The sequence below is a fragment of the Tsukamurella hominis genome (genome assembly GCF_965137015.1).
GTDB lineage: Bacteria > Actinomycetota > Actinomycetes > Mycobacteriales > Mycobacteriaceae > Tsukamurella > Tsukamurella hominis.
The window spans coordinates 1-21,916 of sequence record NZ_CBCRZG010000036.1 but is presented as its reverse complement, the minus strand read 5'-3'; the positions used below and the strand labels follow the sequence as shown (position 1 = coordinate 21,916).

General features: G+C 67.1%; 21 protein-coding genes and 1 rRNA gene. 9 read left to right on the top strand and 13 right to left on the bottom strand.

Annotated features, from left to right (window positions below):
- Together ACM9LD_RS24345 and murA are read right to left on the bottom strand one after the other, a co-directional pair.
- A 16S ribosomal RNA gene (locus tag ACM9LD_RS24345) occupies window positions 1-71 on the bottom strand; the annotation flags it as partial.
- Between the two features lie 814 nt (window positions 72-885).
- Window positions 886-2,139 (bottom strand): UDP-N-acetylglucosamine 1-carboxyvinyltransferase, encoded by a 1,254-nt coding sequence (murA, locus tag ACM9LD_RS24340; RefSeq protein WP_415679091.1) that lies wholly within the window; start codon window positions 2,137-2,139, stop codon window positions 886-888.
- Between the two features lie 48 nt (window positions 2,140-2,187).
- Between murA and ACM9LD_RS24335 the strand changes: the two genes are divergently transcribed.
- Window positions 2,188-2,760 (top strand): cob(I)yrinic acid a,c-diamide adenosyltransferase, encoded by a 573-nt coding sequence (locus ACM9LD_RS24335; protein ID WP_415679090.1) that lies wholly within the window; start codon window positions 2,188-2,190, stop codon window positions 2,758-2,760.
- Window positions 2,761-2,766: 6 nt separating this feature from the next.
- Here ACM9LD_RS24335 and ACM9LD_RS24330 read toward each other — a convergent pair whose 3' ends face one another.
- From ACM9LD_RS24330 to ACM9LD_RS24280, 11 genes are all read right to left on the bottom strand, one after another.
- Window positions 2,767-3,192, bottom strand: coding sequence for a DUF2550 domain-containing protein (locus ACM9LD_RS24330; protein WP_415679089.1), 426 nt, complete (start codon window positions 3,190-3,192; stop codon window positions 2,767-2,769).
- A 91-nt stretch (window positions 3,193-3,283) separates the two neighbouring features.
- Window positions 3,284-3,667, bottom strand: coding sequence for a F0F1 ATP synthase subunit epsilon (locus ACM9LD_RS24325; RefSeq protein WP_415679088.1), 384 nt, complete (start codon window positions 3,665-3,667; stop codon window positions 3,284-3,286).
- 6 nt (window positions 3,668-3,673) lie between these two features.
- A complete protein-coding gene (gene atpD, locus ACM9LD_RS24320) occupies window positions 3,674-5,119 on the bottom strand; it encodes a F0F1 ATP synthase subunit beta (protein ID WP_415679087.1) in 1,446 nt (481 codons plus the stop codon).
- Between the two features lie 18 nt (window positions 5,120-5,137).
- The gene (locus ACM9LD_RS24315) at window positions 5,138-6,061 is read right to left on the bottom strand and encodes a F0F1 ATP synthase subunit gamma (RefSeq protein WP_415679086.1); all 924 of its coding nucleotides are present in this window, start codon (window positions 6,059-6,061) and stop codon (window positions 5,138-5,140) included.
- The gene (gene atpA, locus ACM9LD_RS24310) at window positions 6,054-7,688 is read right to left on the bottom strand and encodes a F0F1 ATP synthase subunit alpha (protein ID WP_415679085.1); all 1,635 of its coding nucleotides are present in this window, start codon (window positions 7,686-7,688) and stop codon (window positions 6,054-6,056) included. The genes ACM9LD_RS24315 and atpA overlap by 8 nt, the downstream gene beginning before the upstream one ends.
- 47 nt (window positions 7,689-7,735) lie before the next feature.
- Window positions 7,736-9,082, bottom strand: a complete 1,347-nt coding sequence (locus ACM9LD_RS24305; protein WP_415679084.1) for a F0F1 ATP synthase subunit B/delta — start codon at window positions 9,080-9,082, stop codon at window positions 7,736-7,738.
- Window positions 9,083-9,595 (bottom strand): F0F1 ATP synthase subunit B, encoded by a 513-nt coding sequence (locus ACM9LD_RS24300; protein ID WP_415679083.1) that lies wholly within the window; start codon window positions 9,593-9,595, stop codon window positions 9,083-9,085. It lies immediately after the preceding gene.
- A 29-nt stretch (window positions 9,596-9,624) separates the two neighbouring features.
- A complete protein-coding gene (locus ACM9LD_RS24295; protein ID WP_013125919.1) occupies window positions 9,625-9,870 on the bottom strand; it encodes a F0F1 ATP synthase subunit C in 246 nt (81 codons plus the stop codon).
- A 78-nt stretch (window positions 9,871-9,948) separates the two neighbouring features.
- Window positions 9,949-10,701, bottom strand: coding sequence for a F0F1 ATP synthase subunit A (gene atpB / locus ACM9LD_RS24290; protein WP_415679082.1), 753 nt, complete (start codon window positions 10,699-10,701; stop codon window positions 9,949-9,951).
- On the bottom strand, window positions 10,698-11,111 hold the full coding sequence (locus ACM9LD_RS24285) for an ATP synthase subunit I (protein WP_415679081.1): 414 nt from the start codon (window positions 11,109-11,111) through the stop codon (window positions 10,698-10,700). The genes atpB and ACM9LD_RS24285 overlap by 4 nt, the downstream gene beginning before the upstream one ends.
- 210 nt (window positions 11,112-11,321) lie before the next feature.
- The gene (locus ACM9LD_RS24280) at window positions 11,322-12,524 is read right to left on the bottom strand and encodes a glycosyltransferase family 4 protein (protein ID WP_415679092.1); all 1,203 of its coding nucleotides are present in this window, start codon (window positions 12,522-12,524) and stop codon (window positions 11,322-11,324) included.
- 281 nt (window positions 12,525-12,805) lie between these two features.
- Between ACM9LD_RS24280 and ACM9LD_RS24275 the strand changes: the two genes are divergently transcribed.
- From ACM9LD_RS24275 to ACM9LD_RS24240, 8 genes are all read left to right on the top strand, one after another.
- The gene (locus tag ACM9LD_RS24275; RefSeq protein ID WP_415679080.1) at window positions 12,806-13,663 is read left to right on the top strand and encodes an MlaE family ABC transporter permease; all 858 of its coding nucleotides are present in this window, start codon (window positions 12,806-12,808) and stop codon (window positions 13,661-13,663) included.
- A gap of 116 nt (window positions 13,664-13,779) precedes the next feature.
- Window positions 13,780-14,643: an ABC transporter permease gene (locus ACM9LD_RS24270; protein ID WP_415679079.1), complete on the top strand. Its 864-nt coding sequence runs from the start codon at window positions 13,780-13,782 to the stop codon at window positions 14,641-14,643.
- A 27-nt stretch (window positions 14,644-14,670) separates the two neighbouring features.
- The gene (locus tag ACM9LD_RS24265) at window positions 14,671-15,813 is read left to right on the top strand and encodes an MlaD family protein (RefSeq protein WP_415679078.1); all 1,143 of its coding nucleotides are present in this window, start codon (window positions 14,671-14,673) and stop codon (window positions 15,811-15,813) included.
- Window positions 15,814-15,828: 15 nt separating this feature from the next.
- Entirely contained in the window at window positions 15,829-16,854 is a 1,026-nt protein-coding gene (locus ACM9LD_RS24260; protein WP_415679077.1) for an MCE family protein, read from the top strand.
- Window positions 16,839-17,858 (top strand): MlaD family protein, encoded by a 1,020-nt coding sequence (locus ACM9LD_RS24255; protein ID WP_415679076.1) that lies wholly within the window; start codon window positions 16,839-16,841, stop codon window positions 17,856-17,858. Before ACM9LD_RS24260 ends, ACM9LD_RS24255 begins: the two co-directional genes overlap by 16 nt.
- A complete protein-coding gene (locus ACM9LD_RS24250; protein WP_415679075.1) occupies window positions 17,858-18,961 on the top strand; it encodes an MlaD family protein in 1,104 nt (367 codons plus the stop codon). The genes ACM9LD_RS24255 and ACM9LD_RS24250 overlap by 1 nt, the downstream gene beginning before the upstream one ends.
- Complete coding sequence (locus ACM9LD_RS24245; protein ID WP_415679074.1) at window positions 18,961-20,007, top strand: MlaD family protein; 1,047 nt, start codon at window positions 18,961-18,963, stop codon at window positions 20,005-20,007. The genes ACM9LD_RS24250 and ACM9LD_RS24245 overlap by 1 nt, the downstream gene beginning before the upstream one ends.
- Complete coding sequence (locus ACM9LD_RS24240; RefSeq protein ID WP_415679073.1) at window positions 20,004-20,966, top strand: MlaD family protein; 963 nt, start codon at window positions 20,004-20,006, stop codon at window positions 20,964-20,966. The genes ACM9LD_RS24245 and ACM9LD_RS24240 overlap by 4 nt, the downstream gene beginning before the upstream one ends.
- Window positions 20,967-21,916 lie beyond the last annotated feature (950 nt).

The window sequence follows — 21,916 nt, the reverse complement described above, 5'->3', positions numbered from 1 at the left end:
TACCGTTCGACTTGCATGTGTTAAGCACGCCGCCAGCGTTCGTCCTGAGCCAGGATCAAACTCTCCATAAAAAACACTAGAAACACAAGGTTTCAGCATAATCAGGAAATCCTGAACAAAACGAAACCACTGACAAATAATCAATGATTCCAGAAATACATCTCGCAAAGAAATAAACGAGAAAAGCCACAACACAAACAACCAAGTAATTTGATTGTCCATGCGTGCCAAAAAATTTTGGCACTGACAATTTCATCGACACACTGTTGAGTTCTCAAAGAACACGCCAAACGCGGCCGCCCACACAATCAAACTTTCCGTGTGAACCGCACCTTCGCAGGCAGTCCATGCTACTCTAAGCAGCATCAACCAGTCAAACTCACTGGCCTCACCCGCTCGGAGCAACCGTTCAAGCTTAGCAGATCGGATTTCCGTGTGCAACTCGCTCTCGCGGGCCACTCTCGGAAGCACTTCGAACCGCACAACCGCACGTCGAACTACTCTCGACCGCGCTGGGCGCTCGAAAGTGATGTTCTTTCGTGGGGCTGGCTGCTCGGAGCAACCGTTCTAGCTTAGCAGATCGGAATTTCGTTCGCAACTCGCTCTCGCGGGCCGCGATTCGGCGTTCCGAACCGGTCACCACATGGAGGAACCACACGATCGTGCAGAGCGCGATCGAGGAGAAGGTTTCTCTTCCGTGGCGGTCAGCGCGACGATCCTTGCGGATCATCCCGGTTTCCGAACTTCCGGCGGCGCGTCGAGATCCAGATTCATTGGACTGCTGTGGGCCTTGCCGGGCGGCGCCTGGGCGCTGCTGACTCGATATAAGTTACACACGTCGAACTCGGAACACAAATCGGCAGGTGGTCCCACCGATCCGGTCCGTCAGGAGACGCGTTCGATCTGCCCGCCGAGCGCGGTCACGTTCCCGACGAAGTTCGGATAGCCGCGGTCGATGTGGAAGACGTCGTGCACCTCGGTCACCCCGTCGGCGCAGAGGCCGGCGAGCACCAGGCCCACTCCGGCGCGGATGTCGGTCGACCAGACCGGTGCGCTCGAGAGCTGCTCCACTCCCCTGATGACAGCGTGATGCCCGTCGGTCCGGGCGTCCGCACCGAGCCGCACCATCTCCTCGACGAAGCGGAACCGCGCCTCGAAGACGTTCTCCGTGATCATCGACGTCCCGTCGGCGACGCACGCCATACCGATCGCCATCGGCTGCAGGTCGGTCGGGAACCCCGGGAACGGCAGGGTCGCGACGTTCACCGCGTGGGGTCGCTCCGGCGACGCGATGCGGAAACCGTCCGCACGCTCGGTCACCGTCGCGCCGGCGTCCTGCAACTTCTGGAGCACGACGCCCAGCGTCTCGGGGGCCACCCCGTTGACGGTGATGTCCCCGCGGGTCATCACCGCGGCGAAGCCCCACGTCGCCGCGACGATGCGGTCACCGATCACCCGGTGCTCCGTGGGGTGGAGCTTCTCCACCCCACGCACCATCAGGGTGTCGGTCCCGATCCCCTCGATATCGGCACCCATCTGCACCAGCATCGCGCACAGATCGACGATCTCGGGCTCCCGCGCGACATTGCTGATCACCGTCAGGCCCGACGCCAGCACCGCCGCCATCAGGATGTTCTCGGTGGCGCCCACCGAGGGGAACTCCAGCGTGATCTCGGCACCGGTGAGCGAATCCGCCTGCGCGACAACGCAACCGTGCTCGATGGAACTCGTGGCGCCGAGCGCGCGCAGGCCCGACTGGTGCATGTCGAGCGGCCGGGAGCCGATCGCGTCGCCACCCGGAAGTGCCACCACCGCGCGGCGCTCACGCGCCATGAGCGGCCCCAGCACACAGACCGAGGCGCGGAACTGCTTGACCGCGTCGAAGTCGGCGCGATGGTTGAGCACCGCCGGCGTGGTGATCCTCGCCGTATCGCCCTCGAGCTCGACCTCCGCACCGAGACCCCGCAGGACGTCCGCCATGAGCGGCACGTCGAGGATCTCGGGACAGTTCGTCAGGACCGACGTGCCCTCGGCGAGCAACGTGGCCGCCATCAACTTCAGGACGCTGTTCTTCGCGCCACCCACGGTGACCTCGCCCGTCAGCCGGGCTCCACCATGCACCAGAAACTTCTCACCCACACCGGTCAGCCTATGGCACACCGCCCGGGCCTGTGACAGCCTGTGACCATGGCTGTCCACCTCACCCGCATCTACACCCGCACCGGCGACGACGGAACCACCGGACTCGGGGACTTCTCGCGGGTCACGAAATCCGATGCACGGCTGCGGGCGTACGCGGATTGCGACGAGGCGAACGCCGCCCTCGGGCTCGCGGTCACCGTCGGAGATCCCGGTCCCGAGCTACGGGCCGTCCTGCTCCGGATCCAGAACGAGCTCTTCGACGTGGGCGCGGACCTGTCGAACCCCGTCGTACAGGATCCGGAGTACCCACCGCTCCGCGTGACCGGCGACTACATCGACCGGCTCGAAGCGTGGTGCGACGAGTTCAACGAGGACCTGCCCAAGCTGGACTCGTTCGTCCTGCCGGGCGGCACTCCCCTGGCGGCGTACCTGCACCTGGCACGAACCGTCGTGCGCCGAGCGGAGCGGGCGGCGTGGGACGCGGTCCGCGAGCACGGGGAGACGGTCTCGGTGCTGCCGGCGAAGTACCTCAACCGGCTCTCGGACCTGTTGTTCATCCTGTCGCGGGTCGCGAACCCCGGGGGCGACGTGCTGTGGAAGCCCGGCGGCGAGCGCTGACCGCGACTAGGGACGCTGGCGGCGCGGGCTGGGCCGCGATTCCAGCCAGGATTGGAAGGCCGTCAGGCCGTCCCGCGCGAAAGCGAGCTCCGTCTCCCCGCCGGGAGTGACGGCGTGGACGATCACCATGTCGGGATCGATGACGTCGAGTTCGGTGCCGTGGGGCGCGCGACGCCCGACGATCTCCGTCCCACTGCGCGGCAGCGTCCAGCTGGGACCGAGGCGCACGCTGGAGAGCCGGTAGTACTTGAGCTCGTGATCGTCGTAGCGGAGGGTGCCATGGCGCCACCCGTGCTCCCCCTGCGCCGGCAGGTACCGCAGGATGATCGGCACACCCGCGACGCGGAGGCTGTAGAAGCGCAGGGCGACGACCGCGGCGACGGCGAGCAGCACGAGGACGGCGATCACCGCGACGAAGACCGCTACGCCCATCATCCGCTCCTCACCGCTCCGTGCCCGGATAGCAGGAAAGCCGGTGGCCCGTTATCACCGGGCCACCGGCTTTCACGCTGCTGCTCCTATGTTACTTACCCGCGAGGAACTCGATCGCGCGCAGTTGCCCGTGCGCGACCGCCTGCTCGTCGGATCCGTCCGCCGCCGCCTCGAGGGAGCGCCGGACCTCGGCCTCGTCCAGCGACGCGGCCCATTCGGCCCCGTCCGCCAGCACGGTGACCTTCTCGCCGGTCACCGAGAGGAAGCCGCCGCGGATCGCCGCGGCCAGTCGCTCGCCGCCCACCGTGTCGATGGCGACCGCGCCACCCGTGGTGAGCTGGCCGAACAGCGGCTCGTGATGAGCCAGGACACCCAGCTCACCCTCCGTGGTCTGGGCGATGACGAACGTCGCCTCGCCCGACCACAGCCGCTCCTCGACGGAGACGACCTCAACCTGAAACGCCGTGTCAGCCACTGGAAACTACTTTCCGGCGATCTTCTTCGCGGCCGCCTCGACGTCGTCGAGACCACCGCAGCTGTTGAACGCCTGCTCGGGCAGGTGATCGAACTCGCCCTTGCACACGCGGTCGAAGGCCTCGATGGTGTCGGCCAGCGGCACGACGGAGCCCTTCTCGCCCGTGAACTTCTCGGCGACGATGAAGTTCTGGCCGAGGAACTTCTGGAGACGGCGAGCGCGCTGCACCGTGACCTTGTCCTCTTCCGAGAGCTCGTCCATACCGAGGATGGCGATGATGTCCTGCAGCTCCTTGTACTTCTGCAGAATGCGCTTGACCTCGTTGGCGACGCGGAAGTGCTCGTCGCCCACGATCGACGCCTCGAGGATGCGCGAGGTCGACGTCAGCGGATCCACGGCGGGGTAGATACCCAGCTGCGAGATCGGACGCGAGAGCTCGGTGGTCGCATCGAGGTGCGCGAAGGTGGTGGCCGGCGCCGGGTCGGTGTAGTCGTCGGCGGGCACGTAGATGGCCTGCAGCGAGGTGATCGACCGGCCCTTGGTCGAGGTGATGCGCTCCTGGAGCTCGCCCATCTCGTCGGCCAGGGTGGGCTGGTAACCCACGGCGGAGGGCATACGACCCAGCAGGGTCGAGACCTCGGAGCCCGCCTGCGTGAAGCGGAAGATGTTGTCGACGAACAGCAGCACGTCCTGGTGCTGGACATCGCGGAAGTACTCGGCCATGGTCAGGGCCGAGAGGGCGACGCGCATACGCGTCCCCGGCGGCTCGTCCATCTGGCCGAACACCAAGGCGGTGTCCTGCAGCACGCCCATCTCCTCCATCTCGAGGTGGAGGTCGGTGCCCTCACGGGTACGCTCGCCGACGCCCGCGAACACCGAGGTGCCCGAGAACTCGCGCGCGATACGGGTGATCATCTCCTGGATCAGAACGGTCTTGCCGACACCGGCACCACCGAACAGACCGATCTTGCCGCCCTTGACGTACGGGGTCAGGAGGTCGATGACCTTGATGCCCGTCTCCAGGATCTCGGTCTTGCCCTCGAGCTGATCGAAGGCCGGGGGCTTGCGGTGGATGCCCCACTGCTCGCCGTCGCGGCCGAGTCCGGGGGTGTCCAGGCAGTCGCCCAGGGCGTTGAAGACGTGGCCCTTGACGACGTCGCCGACGGGCACGCGGATCGGGTAGCCCGAGTCCGTCACGTCGGTGCCGCGGACCAGGCCGTCGGTGGGCTGCATCGAGATGGCGCGCACGATGTTGTCGCCGAGGTGCTGCGCGACCTCGAGGGTCAGCGTCTTGGCGACCGAGGGAAGGGTGATCTCCGCCTTCAGCGCGTTGAACAGGTCGGGAACGGCGCCGCGCGGGAACTCGATGTCGACGACCGGGCCGATGACCCGCGTCACGCGACCGGTGGCCGCAGCGGTGCCCGCCGACGCGGGCTGGGTTGCTGTAGTCATGTGTCTGCTTTCCGGTTTCTAGTTCGCGAGGGCGCCGGCGCCACCGACGATTTCGCTGATTTCCTGGGTGATCTGCGCCTGACGCAGCTGGTTGGCCTCGCGCGAGAGCGAGACGGCCAGCTCGTTGGCGTTGTCGGTGGCCGCCTTCATGGCCGTACGACGGGCCGCGTTCTCCGACGCGGCCGAGTCGAGCAGGGCCGCGAAGACGCGGGTGGCGACGTACTTGGGCAGCAGCGCCGACAGCAGGCTGTCCGCGCTCGGCTCGAAGGTGAAGTTGCGGGCGGCGGCCTCGGTGTCGCTCGACGTGCCGTCGCTCTCCTCGACCACGAGCGGAGCCATGCGGCGCACCTCGGGGTTCTGCGACAGCATCGACACGAAGCGCGTGTACACGAGGTGCAGCTCGTCGACGCCGTGCGTCTCGACACCGTCGATGGTCACGTACTCCTGCGAGCCGGTCTCGAACAGCTTCACCAGCGTCTCGGTCGCGGCGGTGGCGTCCGAGTGGTGCGGCTGCTGCGAGAAGCCGGTCCACGCGCCCGCCACGTCCTGCCCGCGGAACCGGAAGTAGTCCAGCCCCTTCTGGCCCATGACGTAGAGCACGGGCTCCTTGCCCTCGTCCTTGAGCAGCTGGATCAGCTCACGCGTCTCCCGCAGCACGTTGGAGTTGTAGCCGCCGCACATGCCGCGGTCGGACGAGACGACGAGGATCGCGGCGCGCTTCGGGTTCGGCCGCTCGGTGAGGAGCGGGTGATCCAGCGAACCGGACTTGCTCGCCAGCTCCGACAGCACCGAGGTCATCTCCTCGGCGTACGGCTTGGCGGCCGCGACCCGGGCCTGCGCCTTGGTGATCCGCGACGTCGCGATCAGTTCCTGCGCCTTGGTGATCTTCTTGGTCGAGTTGACCGAACGGATCCGCGAGCGCAGCTCTCGGATACTAGCCATTGCGCTTGACCTTGATCGTCTCGTGCTCGACGTCCTCGGCGGGCAGGGCGCCGGCCTCGGCCTCGTTGACCACGCGCGAGCCGTCGGAGGCGAGGAAGCTCTGCTTGAAGCGGTTGGTCTCGGCGACGAGGATCTCCGCCTGGTCCTTCTCGAGGACCTTGCCGCCCGCGATCGACTCGTACACGCCGGCCGCCGCGTGGTGCAGGTGGCTCAGCAGCTCACCGTCGAAGCGGCGCACGTCCTCGACGGGCACCGAGTCGTAGTGGCCCTCGCCGCACAGGTAGATCGAGACGATCTCGTCCTCGACCGACGACGGGCTGTACTGATCCTGCTTGAGCAGCTCGACCCAGCGGGCACCGCGCGCCAGCTGCGCCTTCGAGGCGTCGTCGAGGTCCGAGGCGAAGGCCGAGAAGGCCTCCAGCTCACGGAACTGCGCGAGCTCCAGACGCAGCGAGCCCGAAACCTTCTTGAGGCCCTTGGTCTGCGCGGCGCCACCGACGCGGGACACCGAGGTACCGACGTTGATCGCGGGGCGGACGCCCTTGTTGAACAGGTCGGACTCGAGGAAGACCTGGCCGTCGGTGATCGAGATGACGTTGGTCGGGATGAACGCCGAGACGTCGTTGGCCTTGGTCTCGATGATCGGCAGCGCCGTCATCGAACCGCCGCCGAGGGCGTCGGACAGCTTCGCCGAACGCTCCAGCAGGCGGGAGTGCAGGTAGAAGACGTCGCCGGGGTAGGCCTCGCGGCCCGGCGGGCGGCGCAGCAGCAGCGAGATGGCGCGGTACGCCTCGGCCTGCTTGGACAGGTCGTCGAAGACGATGAGGACGTGCTTGCCCTGGTACATCCAGTGCTGGCCGATGGCCGAACCGGTGTAGGGGGCGAGCCACTTGAAGCCGGCCGAGTCGGACGCGGGGGCCGCGACGATGGTCGTGTACTCCATGGCGCCGGCCTCGTCGAGCGCGGCCTTCACGCCGGCGATCGTCGAGCCCTTCTGGCCGATGGCGACGTAGATGCAGCGGACCTGCTTGGTCGGATCGCCGGTCTCCCAGTTGGACTTCTGGTTGAGGATGGTGTCGACGCAGACCGCGGTCTTACCGGTCTTGCGGTCTCCGATCACCAGCTGGCGCTGGCCGCGGCCGATGGCGGTCATCGCGTCGATGGCCTTGATGCCGGTGGCGAGGGACTCCTCGACCGGCTGGCGCTCGAGCACGGTGGCGGCCTGCAGCTCGAGGACGCGCTGCTCCTCGGCCTCGATGTCGCCCAGGCCGTCGATCGGCTGGCCGAGCGGGTTGACCACGCGGCCGAGGAACTTGTCGCCCACGGGCACGGACAGCACGTCGCCGGTGCGGCGGACCTGCTGGCCCTCCTCGAGCGACTCGTAGTTACCGAGGATGACGGCGCCGATCTCGTCCTCGTCGAGGTTCAGGGCCACGCCGAGAACCCCACCGGGGAACTCGAGCAGCTCATTCGCCATCGCGCCGGGGAGACCGGTCACGTGGGCGATGCCGTCGGCGGTGTCGGAGACGGTGCCGATCTCCTCGCGGGAGGCGTCGGCCTCGAACGTCGAGACGTACTGCTCGATCGCGCCCTTGACGTCGTCGGTTGAGATCGTCAACTCAGCCATGAGTACTCGTTTCCCTCTTTTGTGTTCTGGGTGGAAGTTTGTGTGTGTTAGCGGGGCAGCTGTTCGGCGGCCTTGTCGAGCCGCGACGCGATGTCGGCCTCGATGACCTCGTTGCCCACCGTGATGCGCAGGCCGCCCAGGAGCTCGGCGACGACCTCGGTCTGGACCGCGATCCTGCGCTGGTAGATGCGGGCGAGCAGATCCGCGGTGCGGGTCTTCTGCTCATCGGTCAGGGCGACCGCCGACTCGACCACCGCGACGGACTCGCCGCGACGGGCGGCCGCCAGGTCGGCGATCGACGCGACGGCGGCGTCCACGCGGCCGACGCGCACGAGGCGCACCGTCTGGCGCAGCAGCGCCGCGGTGAAGTCGTTCACCTTGCCGCCGAAGACCTTGTCCAGCAGCGCGATACGGGCAGCGGCCGGAGCGCGGGTGTCGGACAGTGCCGCCGTGAGCTCGGGCTCGCCCTCGAGGATGCGTCCCGCGCGGAACAGCTGGTCCTCGGTCTCGTCGAGCTTGCCGGCGCGCTCGGCGCCCAGCAGCACGGCCACGCGCGCCTGGCGCTCGACCGCGGTCACGAAGTCGGCGGGAGCCGACCACTTCGCCGCTGCGGCGTCCTGCACGAAGTCGGTGGCCTCGGCGCTGATCTTGCCGCCGAAGAGATTCGCGACGAGCGTGCGCTTGGCCTCGGGGGCCTCGGCCGACTCGGCGAGGTGCTTGCGCAGCACGGGCTGCTCGTTCAGGACGTTGACGACGTCGGCCAGGTCGTCGGCGACGCGGGCCAGCGCGGCCTCGTCGGTGCCGGCGGTGCGCTGGTCGAAGCCGGCGGCCAGCTGGCGCAGGGCCTCGCGGCTCGAGGCGCGCAGCGAGCGCGTGCCGACCCGGTCCGCCTCGGTGACGCGGACCTCGTCGGCGCCCTCCGTCATGGACTCGAGCTCGGTGAGCGCGCGGTCGACGGACGCGGACTGGTTGGCGGGCACGCTGAGGTGATCACGGACGAGACGTCCGGCCACATCGACGGCCTCGGTGCCGAGGTCGGCGCGGAAGCCCCGCACCAGGTTGCTGCGGTTGAGCGCGACCTGACCCTGGCCGTGTTCGCCGATCCGGGCGACCTCACGGTCGGTCTGCGCGCGCAGCTCCTCGCGGATCGCGTCGGCGTCGCCGCGGGCCTCGTCGCGGATCTGGCTGCCCTCACGGGCGGCGTCGGAGCGTGCGCGCTCCCCCGCCTGGCCCGCCTGGGTCAGCTTCTCCTGCGCGATGCGCGACTCCTCCAGCTGCGCCCGGACGGTGTCCTGGCGCTCCTTCATGAGTCGCTTCACCGGCGGAACGACGAACTTCCACAGGACGAAGAGGATGACCGCGAAGGCGATCAGGTTGCCGATAAAGACACCCATTTAGTTCTTCACCACCTTGTCGCTCGAGAGTGCATCCAGCTTCGCCTTGAGGGCCGGGTCCTGCGTCACGTCGAAGCCGAGCACGCGGCTCGCCAACGACGCCGAGAGCGGAGCGAGATCGGCGCGCGCCGCCGCGGCCGCGGACTCGCCCGCGGTGCGCAGCTGCTCGGTCTTCTCCCGCGTGATCGCGTCCGCCTCGGCCGTAGCCCGCTGCTTCTGTTCCTCCATCGAGGCGCGGCCGCCGGCGCGCGCCTCGTCGCGGATGCTGCCGGCCTCACCGCGTGCGGAAGCGATTCCGGCGCGGTACTCCGACTCGGCGTCCTCGAACCCCTTGGCCGCGGCGCGACCGTCGTTCGCGGTCTGGTTGATCATCTTTTCGCGATCGTCCAGGACCTTCTGGATGGAAGGAGCCACGAAGAACCAGATCACTCCGAGCACGATCAAGAAGATGATCAGGCACGAGATGAAGGTTCCCGCGGTGGGGAGGAGGAAGTTACCCTCAGCGAGCTGCATGACGTCAGTTCCCGTTTCTTACGAGCGAGTTAGGAGATCGGGGTCGCGAACACGAACAGGGCCATGAAGGCCAGGTTGATGAAGTACGCGGCCTCGACCAGACCAACGGTGATGAAGAACGGGGTCATCAGGCGGCCCTGGGCCTCCGGCTGCCGCGCGATGCCGGCGACGAGCTGGGAACCGGCGAGACCGTTACCGATACCGGCGCCGATGGCGCCGCCACCCATGATCAGGCCGCCGCCGATGAGGGCACCCTGCGCGATGTTCGGATCCATTTATCTTTTCCCTTTCGGTTTCTGGTAGTCGGCCTACCAGGGTCTTCATGGCCGTGGCCCGTGTGGGCCGCGGTCAGGTCAGTGGTGTTCCTTCTCCATCGCGGTGGAGAAGTACAGGATGGTCAGGAGCGAGAAGATGAACGCCTGGATGAGACCGACGAAGAGCTCGAAGGACTTCCACAGGGAGTTCGGGAACCAGAGGATGTAGGCCGGCAGCAGCGCGATCACGGCCACCATGACGGTGCCGGCGAAGACGTTGCCGAAGAGTCGCAGCGCGAGCGAGAGCGGCTTGGAGACGAGCTCCTCGATCACGTTGATCGGCGCCAGGCCCAGCGCGTGGCCCTTGACGACCTTGGCCGGGTAGCCGAAGATGCCGTGCGTGCGGAAGCCCGCCGCGTGGTAGCCGAGGTACACGACGAGCACGAGCGCGTAGACGAAGCTGACGTCGGCGGCCGGCGGCATGAAGATCTCGGTGGGGGCGCCGCCCTCACCCGTGTACTGCTGCGGCAGCACGGCGAGCCAGTTGGCGAACAGGATCAGCGAGAACAGCGCGATCGCCAGCGGCAGCAGGAAGGGAGCGACCTTCATGCCGATCGCGGACTCGATCTGGCCGCGCAGCTGGATGGTGATGGCCTCCCAGAACAGCTGCACACCGCTCGGCACGCCGGTCGAGGTGACCTTCGCCTTCAGGATGAACGCCAGGATGAGAACGATCGCCGCCGCGATGGCCGTTGCCAGGATCGTGTCCCAGTGAAAAGTCATGCCGAACAGCTCGAACGACTTGTAGTGGGCGACCTTGATCGCGCCCTCGGCGTACAGATTGGTGTTCATGACTGCTGGCGAAGCCCTTTCAGAACGGGGATGACGGTGTTCAGGACGAGGACGATCTGACCGACGGCGAGGCCGAAGATCACGCCCAGCCCATCGGGCCGGAAGAAGTAGGCGATGACGATCGCGATGACGGAGACGACGCCGAGCCGAACCATCGAGTTGACGGCGACGGGCGCCTTGCGGGGCTCGTTCTCCGCGGTGACCGTGGCCACCTTGAGGACCGCCAGCTTGGCATTGAGGACCGACATGAGACCGCCGAGCAGGAACCAGGCGGCGAACCACGGATGTCCGAAGGCCGTGCCGATGCCCGCGGCGATGACCGACAGGCCGGCCACGATCACGATCGGGTTCACGAAGGTGACGACGCTGCGCGTGGGCGAGCCGTCGACGGAGGGGGCCGGCGTCGTCATGTCCCCTCCTTCGGGGTCAGGGTCGCTCCTGCGATGCTCTCGCGGCGACCGTGGGCGGCGTCTGCCGAATCCGTAGCGTGGGTCACATCACGGATTCTTTGTGATTGGCTGAGACTCTACCAAGAAGTAGGGACACTCCCCACATCGGGGGCGAGCCGTGATCCAGCCGTTCAACTACACACGATAGTACAACAGGACGGCCGTACCGCGTTACCGGGCACCCGTCTTCGGCGACGCATCTGACCTCGCGGTTTCTGAGTAGCGCTCACGCAGGCGCGGAAGGATCCGCGGCACGACGGTGAAGACGAGAGCGCTCAGCAGGCCCGCACCGAATAGCGGCGCGATCAGCGCCGGCGGCAGCATCGTCGAGGCCGCGGCGCTCAGGCCCAGCACACCCACCCACAGGTAGATGACCACCACGACGCGGCGCTGGCTGTGGCCGATCTGCAGCAGCCGGTGATGCAGGTGCATCTTATCGGCGGTGAACGGATGCACTCCGGCGCGCGTCCGCCGGACGACGGCGAGCAGCAGGTCGAGCATCGGCACGAACATCACCGCGACCGCGAGCAGCAGCGGCAGCAGAAGGGCGAAGATGTCGGTGGTGCCGTAGGCGTTCTGGGAGATGCGGCCCGACGCGGACGTCGACGCCGCCGCAAGGGTGAGGCCGAGCAGCATCGACCCCGAGTCCCCCATGAAGATCCGGGCGGGCTGGAAGTTGTGCGGCAGGAAGCCCATGCACGCACCGAAGAGTGCGGCGGTGATGAGAGCCGGCGGATACGACGGCGCATCGCCGCCCGAGTCGAACATCAGCCCCACGGAGAAGATCAGGATCGCGAGCGCCGCGAGCGCCGCCACCCCCGCCAGGAGACCGTCGAGCCCGTCGATGAAGTTCATGGCGTTGACGGTGGCGACCGCGACCACCACCGTCAGCAGCCCCGCCTGCAACTGGTCGAGGACCACCGTCGTATTGATGCCCGGGACGTAGACGACGTTCCACGCCACCCCCATGACGACGAGGAGCGCGGCGGCGAAGATCTGCCCCACCAGCTTGGTGAGCGCGTCGACACCCCAACGGTCGTCGATGATGCCGACGACGACGATCACGGCACCGGCCACGAGAACCGCGACCGCATCCTTGGAATAGGCGAAACCCCGGGTGAGAGCGGGCAGCTGCGCCGCCAAGAAGATGCCCGCGACCATCCCTATGTAGATGCCCACTCCCCCGAGGCGGGGCGTCGGTACGACGTGGACGTCACGGGCGCGCGGGACCGCGACCGCACCGAACCGGGTCGCGACGACCCGGACCAGCGACGTTGCAAAAAATGTGACAACTGCAGCTGTCAGTCCCACTACCAGCAACTCCCGCATCGGGACACCGGCAGCGCCGGCACCGACGACCGGTCCGCTCAGCATCTCGATGTGCACGCGTGCGAATCTACTCGCACCCCGCCGCCCACCGGTTCCGGCGGGCCGACGCTTTGCGATTTCACTTTCGGCGCACCCTGCCTGACCAGAGCGGATGGACCATATCCGCCGATTCCACCAAATGTTACTGACGAGTCGCTCACATGGCTTCCGCGAAGCAGGCCAATGACGCACATCACCCGTCGGTCCGTTATAGTGTCCTCGGTCATACACCTGAGAACGCAGTATGTGGGTCACAGTGTGGCCACAGTCGAGAGGAGACGTTCGCGGTGACGCAATCCGTTGCGCAGGGCGGCGCACCTGCCAAGCGACCTTCCTACTGGTCGATCATCAGCAAGAACTTCTCCAGCACCGTCGTGGACTCGATCCGCACGATCGGGCGGAGCGTGCGCATGCTGATCATGTCGCTGGTCGCACTGGTCACCGATACGGTGCGCGGACGGCTCCAGTGGAAAGAGGCGCTGAACCAGATCTGGTACATGATCGGGGTCACCACGTTCCCCGGCGTCCTGATCGCCATCCCGTTCGGCATCGTCATCTCGATCCAGATCGGCAACATCATCGCCCAGCTCGGCGCCGACTCGCTGTCGGGCGCCGCGGGCGGCCTCGCCGTGATCACGCAGGGCGCCCCCATCGCGACGGGCCTCCTCCTCGCCGGTGCCGGCGCCTCCGCCATCGCGGCGGACCTCGGTGCGCGCACCATCCGCGAGGAGACGGACGCCATGCGCGTCATGGGCATCAACCCCCTCAACCGCCTCGTCGTGCCGCGCCTGCTCGCCGCGTGGGTCGTCGCGCCCCTCATCAACATCCTCGCGATCGCCGTCGGCACCATCGCCGGCTATCTGGTGGCCGTCGGCGGCCAGGGCGTCACCCCCGGCGCGTACTGGCTATCCTTCGGCTCGTTCGCCCACCCCATCGACGTGTGGATCTCGCTGATCAAGTCCGTCATCTTCGGCACGGTGATCGCGATCATCGGCTGCCAGCGCGGCCTCGAGGCCCGCGGCGGCTCCCGCGGCGTGGCCGACGCCGTCAACGCCACCGTCGTGCTCTCCTTCGTCGTCATCTTCGGCCTGAATCTGCTCATCACGCAGGTCACCACGATGTTCTTCCCGATGCAGGTGGGCTGATCGATGACCGAAACCCTCAGGGCACAACCCTTTTCACCCTCGACGCAGGTGGGCTGACCATGCACCACCGCATCGCCGCAACGACCGCCTCCGTCCCTGAACAGGTGAGCTGAAACATGGCAACCGTTTACCGCCCTCGGGGCACACGCTGGTTCTTCAACCTGTTCGGAGCCTCCGGGTCCGCGTGGAGCCTCTTCGACACCATCGGCCACGTCGTCTCCTTCGTGGCCGAGGTGATCCGCACCGTCCCGCACGCGATCAAGCACTACCGATCGCAGATCATGGTGATCCTCACCGACATCACGTGGGGCCGTGGCGCCCTCGTCGTCGGCGGCGGCACCGCACCGGTGCTCGCCGTCCTCGGCATCACCGTCGGCGGCATCGTCGCCGTGCAGGGTTTCGCGATCCTCAACATGCTCGGCATGGGCCCGCTCACCGCGGTCGTCGCGTCCTTCGCGAACACGCGTGAGTTCGCTCCGATGCTCGCGGGCGTCGGCTTCGCCGCGCAGGCGGGCTGCCGCATGACCGCCGAGATCGGCGCGATGCGCATCAACGAGGAGATCGACGCCCTCGAGTCCCTCGGCCTGCGCTCGGTGTCCTTCGTCGTCACGACCCGCGTCCTCGCGGGCCTGATCGCCGTTGTGCCCGTCTACCTGATCACACTGATCCTGTCGTGGGTCTCCTGCGCCTGGGTCGTGAAGTCGGTCTACGGGATGCCGTCCGGCACCTACGACCACTACTTCAGTCAGTTCGTGAGCGGCCCGGACATCATATTCTCGGTGATCAAGGTGGCCGTCTTCCTGACCGCCGTCATCATCATCCACTGCTACCAGGGCTTCTTCGCCTCCGGCGGACCGGAGGGCGTGGGTACGGCCTCGGGCCGCGCGATCCGCGCGAGTCTGGTCGCCGTCGTCGTCCTCAACCTCGTCATGACCGTCGCGCTGTGGGGCTTCACCTCCCCGGTCTACTTCAAGGGGTAACCAATGGGAGTCGTTTCCGTACCAGGAATGTCGGTCGAGCGGTCGGTGCTGCGGCGCCGCGGGATCATCGCGGTCGCGATCATCCTCGCGATCCTGCTCGTCGGTTGGTTGATCAAGGCCCTGTGGCCCAAGGACGAGTTCTCCTTCACGCTCCGCTCCCCCGCGGTGGCCGCCGGCATCAAGGACGGCGCACCGGTGCGGATCCAGGGCGTCCAGGTGGGCACTGTCACCGGCGTCTCGGCACTGGGCAACGGCCAGCAGGGCGTCAAGGTCACCATGACGCAGGCCGACGGCAAGTCGCTCACCAACAACCTCGAGGCCGCGTACTCCGCGGGCAACCTCTTCGGCGTCTCCGAGGTCATCCTCACCCCGCACGACGGCGGTGGGGCGCTCAAGGAAGGCGCCCAGATCGCGCCGACCAAGCCGATCACCGACAACACCGTCTCGAACATGATCATGACGATCGGTGACGTCAACAGCGACGCGCTGCGCCCGCACATGAGCCAGATCCTGCTCAACTTCGACGCCTCGTCGAAGGCGATGCTGCCCCTGTTCACCGCTCTCGGCAGCGTGGCGCAGGCGGTCCAGGACACCCAGCGCCTCTCCACCGCGCAGACCTTCCCGGTCATCACGCAGTCGATCCAGAACGCGGACGCGGCGACGTCGGCGCTCATCCCGGGCATCAAGACGCTCTACGACTTCAAGCCCGTGCACGACAAGGGCTGGGTCAACCGCGGCAAGGCCACGATGAACGCGATCACGGACGAGAAGGACAGCCTGACGGCCGCCCTGCAGCAGATCCTCGACCCGAAGGCGATCGAAGGCCTCAAGACGGCCACCCCTATGCTGGTGAACCTGATGCTGCCGCTGTTGAACGCCTTCCCGAACGGAAGCGCCACGGGCGTCGGCATCCAGATCGGACAGCTGATCGACAACGTGCGCAAGGCCATGCCGAACACCCCGAACGGCCCGGTCCTGAACCTCCGGCTGTCGGTGGACTTCCCCGCGATCGGAGCGATGCTGCCCCCGGCACCGTCCTTCACGTACATCCCGCCGAAGCCGGGCGAGAAGCCGGCCGAGACGAAGCCGGCCACGCCGACCCAGGGCGCACCGTCTTCCTCGAAGCCGAGCAGCCCGTCGAGCGCCCCGACCCCGAAGCCTGGGAGCTGAGCCACCATGAAGTCAATGAAGGCGACCTCGATCAAGATCGTGGCCTTCGCCGCAGTGATGATCGTTCTGTTGCTGCTGGTGATGCAGGCGCTGACGCGCCCGCCGAACGGCGACCTGAGCACGTACCACGCCAAGTTCAAGGACGTCTCGGGCCTCAAGGTCGGTGACGACGTCCGCATGCTCGGTGTGCAGGTCGGCAAGGTCAAGGACATCAAGGTCGAGCAGTCCAGCGACCACCGGATCTCCAACGCCGCGGTGACCTTCTCGCTGCAGAACGACCGCAAGTTCCGCGCCGACGACACCCTCGCCATCCGGTACCAGAACCTCACCGGCTCGCGGTTCCTGGAGCTCCGGCCGAACCCGAAGAGCACGGCGGCGCAGGTCAAGGCCGGGAGCACGATCGAGGAGAAGTTCACGCAGTCCTCGTTCGACATCACCACGGTGTTCGTCGGCCTCAAGCCGGTGCTCTCGACGCTCAACGCGGACGACATCAACCACCTGACCCAGTCGGTGCTCAGTGTCATCCAGGGCAACGGCCAGGGCCTCGGACCGATGCTCGAGTCGCTGGACAAGCTGATGGCGGTCTCCAACGACCGGCAGCGGGTCCTCACGCAGCTGATCACGAACCTCGGCTCCGTCTCCCAGTCGATCGGTGGGGCCTCCCCCGGCCTGACCAAGGTGCTGCAGCAGCTCGACCTGTTCGCCCGCTCGCTGGCCAGCAACGTCGACTCCATGCGCGACTGGTCGGACAAGACCTCGGGCGTGGTCACCCGCACCAACGCGCTGCTCGCCGCGCTCGGCCTCACCCGCGGTGAGAACCCGCCGCTGGACGCCATCGTGAGCAACGCGATGCCCCTCGCCGAGCAGCTGGTCAACTCCCTGGCCACGCTCCCCGGCATCGTCCAGCTCCTCAACGAGGGCACGAAGCCGCAGGCGGGCAGCGCGGTCTCGCTCACGTGCAGCAACGGCCAGGCCAAGCTGCCGGGCATGATGAACCTCTTCGTCGCAGGCCAGAAGGTGACGGTATGCAATCCAAAGTGAGTATGTTCAACCGCCCGATGCCGACGGCGGCGCAGGACCGGCGCTACCAGCTGAACTGGGGCATCGTCGGCGCCCTGATCGCCGCGATCGTCCTGCTGATCTGCGGGTACCTCTTCACCTTCCAGCCGGGCACCAAGGAGTACTCGGCGGACTTCAAGGAGGCGCAGGCCGTGCGCAGCGGCGTCGACGTGCGCGTCGCCGGCATCAGCGTCGGCTCGGTGTCCGATGTGGAGCTGCTCGACGACCGCGTCCGGGTGAAGTTCCGCGTCGACAAGGACGTCTTCATCGGTGACGCCTCCACGGTCGCGATGAAGATGCTCACGACGGTCGGCGGTTACTACATGGCGATCACCCCGATGGGCACGACCAGCCTGGGCGACAAGCCGATCCCCAGTGATCGGGTGAACATGCCCTACAGCCTCCTGGAGACCTTCCAGCAGGCGACGCCGAAGGTCGAGAAGATCAAGGCGACGCCGGTCCGCGAATCCATGTCGCAGCTGAACCAGGCGCTCGAGGACCAGCCGGAGTCGATCCGCAACACCGTCTCGACGTTCAACCGGATGTTCGACAACATCCTGCGCCAGCAGGACCAGGCCGGCGACTTCGTGAAGGTGATGGGCGAGTACTCGACCACGGTCAACCAGAACGGTGACCTGCTGCTCTCGCTGATGCGGAACATGAGCATGTTCTTCGCGGCGGCGGAGGTGAACCTCTCCGGTTTCCAGGCCTACCTGACGGGTCTGACGGAGCTCACGCAGCGGCTCAATCCCCTGCTGAACGTGTACCTCAACAACGTGGACCCGCTCGCCAGCCGGTTCGACGCGCTCGTGGCCAAGGCCCGCGAGGTCGTCAAGCAGGCCGAGCCCGCGATCGCCAACGCCAAGGAGATGCTCGCGGGGCTGCAGAAGACGATCGCGCCGGACGGCACGATCCAGCTGAACCAGTCCGAGAAGACCTTCCTGGCCACCAATGTCTGCATTCCGTCTCCGGGGGTGACCTGCTGATGCGTAAGTTCCTCGCTTCGCGCGGCGCCATGTCCGCCTTCGTGGTCCTCGTGACCGCGGCACTCGTCGTCGGCGGTGTCGCCTTCAAGGGGCTCACGACGAAGACCACGGCGTACTGCGCCGACCTCGACAACTCCGTCGGCCTGTTCACCGGCAGCAAGGTGGCGCAGTTCGGCTACCCGATCGGCGAGATCACCAAGATCACGCCGAACGGCGCGACCAGCCGCGTCGAGTTCGACCTGCCCGCGGACCGCAAGCTGCCGACCAACGTCGGCGTCGTCGCGGTCGCGGACTCGCTGGTCGCGCAGCGACGCCTCGAACTGCTCGAGACGTACAAGGGCGGCCCGACGTGGCAGCCCGGCACGTGCATCACGAACACCAAGACGCCGCTGTCGATCACGGAGTCCCTGCAGGCCGTCTCGAAGGTCGTCGACGACCTGACCACGGCCGGCGGCGACACCGAGTTCCGCAAGGCGATGGCGTCGATCCCCGCGCTGAACAAGGCGACCCAGGGCACCGGCCCGGAGATCTCGCAGCTCACCAACAAGCTCGGCGAGCTCATGCGCAACCCGGGCCCCGGCATGGGCGATGTGGCGGCGATCCTCGACGCCTTCGCCCCCGCCTCCGACGGCCTGGTCCAGAACTGGGGCGAGATGCGCGACTTCCTCACGAAGTACGCGTTCCGGATCAAGAACATCGGCGAGCCGCTGGTGGACGTCGGTATCAACGCCTTCCCGGAGCTCGTTCCGCTGATCAAGACGCTGGCCACCGTCTTCGACAAGTACGGGGCGTTCATCGCTCCCCTGCTCGAGGTCACGGTGCCCACCACGACACTGCTCGCGGCGACCTCCAAGCAGTTCGGTGACCTGCTCAACATCCTGCCGCCGCTGATCCGGGCCTTCCAGGTGAGCGTCGACAAGAAGACCCTGGCCACCAAGATCACGTACCGGCCGCCGTCAGCGCTGGTGCCGTCCAAGAACCCCGCTCAGACCTGCAACAACCTGAACCGGTTCGCGCCGGGCCAGTGCAAGGTCGCCGATGCGGGCCACGTCAACGTGGAGCTGATCTCCACGGTGCTGCGCGCGACGGGAGCGGCGTACTGATGCGCAATCCACTGAACAAGCGGACCCTGCAGGTGGGAGTCGCGAGCCTCGCGGCCGGCAGCATGCTGGCCGGCTGCAACCTGGGCTTCAACCCCTCGACGATCCCCGCTCCGGGGCAGCCGGGCGGCGGGTCGGGCTACGTCGTGCACCTCGACTTCACGAACGTGCTGAACCTGCCCGACCGCGCGCGGGTCGTCTTCGACGGCGTCGTCTCCGGCCGCCTGCAGAAGGTCACGCTGGCCGACAACAAGGCCGTCGTCGACATCAAGATCCAGGACGGCGTCAAGGTCCCGAACACCGTCACGGCGACGCTACAGCAGGACACGATCCTCGGTGACACCTACGTGGCGCTCAAGACCACGCCGGGCAAGCCGGGCGTCCCGCTGAAGGAGGGCGACACGCTGCCCACCTCGCAGACGAAGCCGCCCACCCAGATCGAGGACATCCTCGCCGATCTCGCGAACTTCCTGGGCAGCGGCAGCCTGATGCAGCTGCAGGACACGTTCAGCCGGATCAACGACAACCTGCCGGCCGACCCGCAGAAGCTCTCGGGTCTGGTCAAGACGGTGTCGCAGACCGTGGTCGACCTGGGTCGCCAGAACGACAACGTGAGCCAGGCGATCACCTCGGTCGGCAGCCTCGTCACCACCGTCAACAACAACGACGACATCCTGGTGGCGCTGCTGCGCCCGCAGGACGACTGGCTGGGCGATTCGCTGGACCTGACCATCGGCGCGATCCGGGTGCTCAGCCGGCTGTCGGACGCGCTCTCCCCCTTGATCTTCAGCGCCCCACTGCTCGACACCAGCACGGCCGTCGTGGCCGGGGTGATCAAGCCGCTGATGTTCCCGGGCTGGCCGAACATGAACGGCCGCCAGGCCAACCTCGCGAACCTCGAAGACCTGCTCAAGAACAAGATCCTGCCGTTCCTGGGCAGTGGTGCCAAGGTCAACGTCAAGGAGATGGGCACCAACGGCGGCGTCCCCACCGCCGAGGCCGCCCGGCAGGCGGTCAACAACCTTCGGATGGTCGGAGCAGTTCCGTGAAAAAGAGCACCTTCTTCAGTCTCCTGACCTTCGCGCTGGTCCTGGTGCTGGGTACCGCGTACATCGCGTTCTCGGTGCTGCAGTGGCGTCCGCTCGCGGACTACCGCACGATCACCATGAAGCTCGACAACGCGAACCAGCTGCTCCCCGGCTCCTCGGTGCTGCTGCGCGGTGTCAAGGTCGGCAACGTCGAGACCATCGAGCGCCGCGACGGCAAGGTCGTCGTGAACTTCCGCTACGACGGCAAGTACAAGATCCCGTCGACCACCGGCCTGCGCATCGAGCAGCTGTCGGCCGTGGGTGAGCCCTACGTGGACTTCCGCCCGGACAACCTGCAGGGCCCGTACCTGGCGGACGGCGCGACGATCGACACCGCGAAGATCAAGCAGCCGCTGTCCCTGCCCGAGACCTTCAAGCTGATCTCGGGGCTGACCAGCAGCATCAACTCGACGGACCTCGGCGGCATCACCGAGACGCTCGCGGATGCGACGAACAACACCCAGGGCGCGCTGCCGAACCTGTCGACCGCCGGTGACCTCCTGGCCCGCACCATCTCGTCCCGGATGCCCAACATCCGCCGGATGATGGAGAACACGCAGAACTACCAGTCCGACATGGACTGGCTTCCCCGTGCGATCGCCGAGTTCGGCCCGTCGACCCGGACCTTCGTCACGAAGGACGTCGAGATGCTCAAGGCGCTGGACGTCCTGATGAAGGGCATCAACGGTCCCGACATGCTGGTCAAGACGGTCAACCCGAACCTGTTCAAGATCGCCCCGAACACCAGCAAGCTGCTCGCGAACCTGGGCACGATCAACGCCCCGCTGGTGCCGGTGGTGCAGGCCCTGACGGACGTCATGCCCCAGATCGACATGGCCGCGCTACTCTCGCAGGCGTTGAACACTGTCGGTTCGGACGGTGCCGCGAACCTCACGGTGGTCATCCCGCCGAAGAAGTAGCGCCCGGCCGACCGCCGCACATGGCCGCTCCGGCGGCCGAACCACGACACGATTGGCAACGCGACAAGTGACTGATTCCACCCCGGACGACAAGAACCTCGCCGACGAGGCCGCGACGACCGAGGAGACCGTGCAGGACACCGCCGACGAGGCCGCCGCCTCCGCGGAGGGGGCCGAGGCGCCGACTGAGAAGGTCTCGACCACCAAGAAGGCGGCCCCCGCCGCCTCCGCCGTGACGAAGCGCCCCGCTCCCCCGGCGGACGAGGACGACGCCGACGACGAGGAGGTGACGGCCCCCGTGCGGCGGCGGCCGGCGCCCCGCGCCGCCGACGTCCGCGACCGGGCCGGGAGCCCGACCGCGGGGGCCACGGTCACCACGGTCGTCGTCACCGTCGTCATCATCGCGCTCCTCGCGGGCACGATCGTCTTCGGGCTGCTGTGGAACAGCGAGCGCAACGAGCTCAACGACATGAAGGCGCAGGCGGCCGACAAGGCACAGGCCGAGAAGGTGGCCGCGGAGTACGCCGCCGGCGCGTCGACCTTCGACTACCACGACCTCGGTCCCTGGCGCGCCGCCCTGACCAAGGGCGTCTCGCCGGAACTGAAGACCAAGCTCGAGGCCACCGTCGGCGCGATGAACCAGCTGCTGCAGCCGCTGCAGTGGGTGTCCAAGGGCACCGTCACCGACGCCGTGGTCAACTCGCAGTCGGGCCCCGTCTACAAGGTCAGCGCGTACGTCAAGGTCGAGGCGACCAACGTGCAGGCGAGCAGCGGCCGCGAGGTCGTCACCGTCTACAACGTGACGATGGACAAGAGCAAGGACTGGCAGATCACCGATGTCGGCGGCGTCGGCGGCGGTGTGCCCGCCAGCGCTGCGGCCGAACCGGACGCCCCCACCCCGGGTANNCNNNCGGCGACGCCGCCGACATCGGTGATCTGCCAGTCCTTGC

Excerpts from the sequence above, each read along its gene's own strand:
- ACM9LD_RS24335 (WP_415679090.1), top strand. The coding sequence starts at position 2,188 with ATGGCTGTCCACCTCACCCGCATCTACACCCGCACCGGCGACGACGGA.
- ACM9LD_RS24330 (WP_415679089.1), bottom strand. The coding sequence starts at position 3,192 with ATGGGCGTAGCGGTCTTCGTCGCGGTGATCGCCGTCCTCGTGCTGCTC.
- atpD (WP_415679087.1), bottom strand. The coding sequence starts at position 5,119 with ATGACTACAGCAACCCAGCCCGCGTCGGCGGGCACCGCTGCGGCCACC.
- ACM9LD_RS24315 (WP_415679086.1), bottom strand. The coding sequence starts at position 6,061 with ATGGCTAGTATCCGAGAGCTGCGCTCGCGGATCCGTTCGGTCAACTCG.
- atpA (WP_415679085.1), bottom strand. The coding sequence starts at position 7,688 with ATGGCTGAGTTGACGATCTCAACCGACGACGTCAAGGGCGCGATCGAG.
- ACM9LD_RS24305 (WP_415679084.1), bottom strand. The coding sequence starts at position 9,082 with ATGGGTGTCTTTATCGGCAACCTGATCGCCTTCGCGGTCATCCTCTTC.
- ACM9LD_RS24300 (WP_415679083.1), bottom strand. The coding sequence starts at position 9,595 with ATGCAGCTCGCTGAGGGTAACTTCCTCCTCCCCACCGCGGGAACCTTC.
- ACM9LD_RS24295 (WP_013125919.1), bottom strand. The coding sequence starts at position 9,870 with ATGGATCCGAACATCGCGCAGGGTGCCCTCATCGGCGGCGGCCTGATC.
- atpB (WP_415679082.1), bottom strand. The coding sequence starts at position 10,701 with ATGAACACCAATCTGTACGCCGAGGGCGCGATCAAGGTCGCCCACTAC.
- ACM9LD_RS24285 (WP_415679081.1), bottom strand. The coding sequence starts at position 11,111 with ATGACGACGCCGGCCCCCTCCGTCGACGGCTCGCCCACGCGCAGCGTC.
- ACM9LD_RS24280 (WP_415679092.1), bottom strand. The coding sequence starts at position 12,524 with ATGCTGAGCGGACCGGTCGTCGGTGCCGGCGCTGCCGGTGTCCCGATG.
- ACM9LD_RS24270 (WP_415679079.1), top strand. The coding sequence starts at position 13,780 with ATGGCAACCGTTTACCGCCCTCGGGGCACACGCTGGTTCTTCAACCTG.
- ACM9LD_RS24265 (WP_415679078.1), top strand. The coding sequence starts at position 14,671 with ATGTCGGTCGAGCGGTCGGTGCTGCGGCGCCGCGGGATCATCGCGGTC.
- ACM9LD_RS24260 (WP_415679077.1), top strand. The coding sequence starts at position 15,829 with ATGAAGGCGACCTCGATCAAGATCGTGGCCTTCGCCGCAGTGATGATC.
- ACM9LD_RS24255 (WP_415679076.1), top strand. The coding sequence starts at position 16,839 with ATGCAATCCAAAGTGAGTATGTTCAACCGCCCGATGCCGACGGCGGCG.
- ACM9LD_RS24250 (WP_415679075.1), top strand. The coding sequence starts at position 17,858 with ATGCGTAAGTTCCTCGCTTCGCGCGGCGCCATGTCCGCCTTCGTGGTC.
- ACM9LD_RS24245 (WP_415679074.1), top strand. The coding sequence starts at position 18,961 with ATGCGCAATCCACTGAACAAGCGGACCCTGCAGGTGGGAGTCGCGAGC.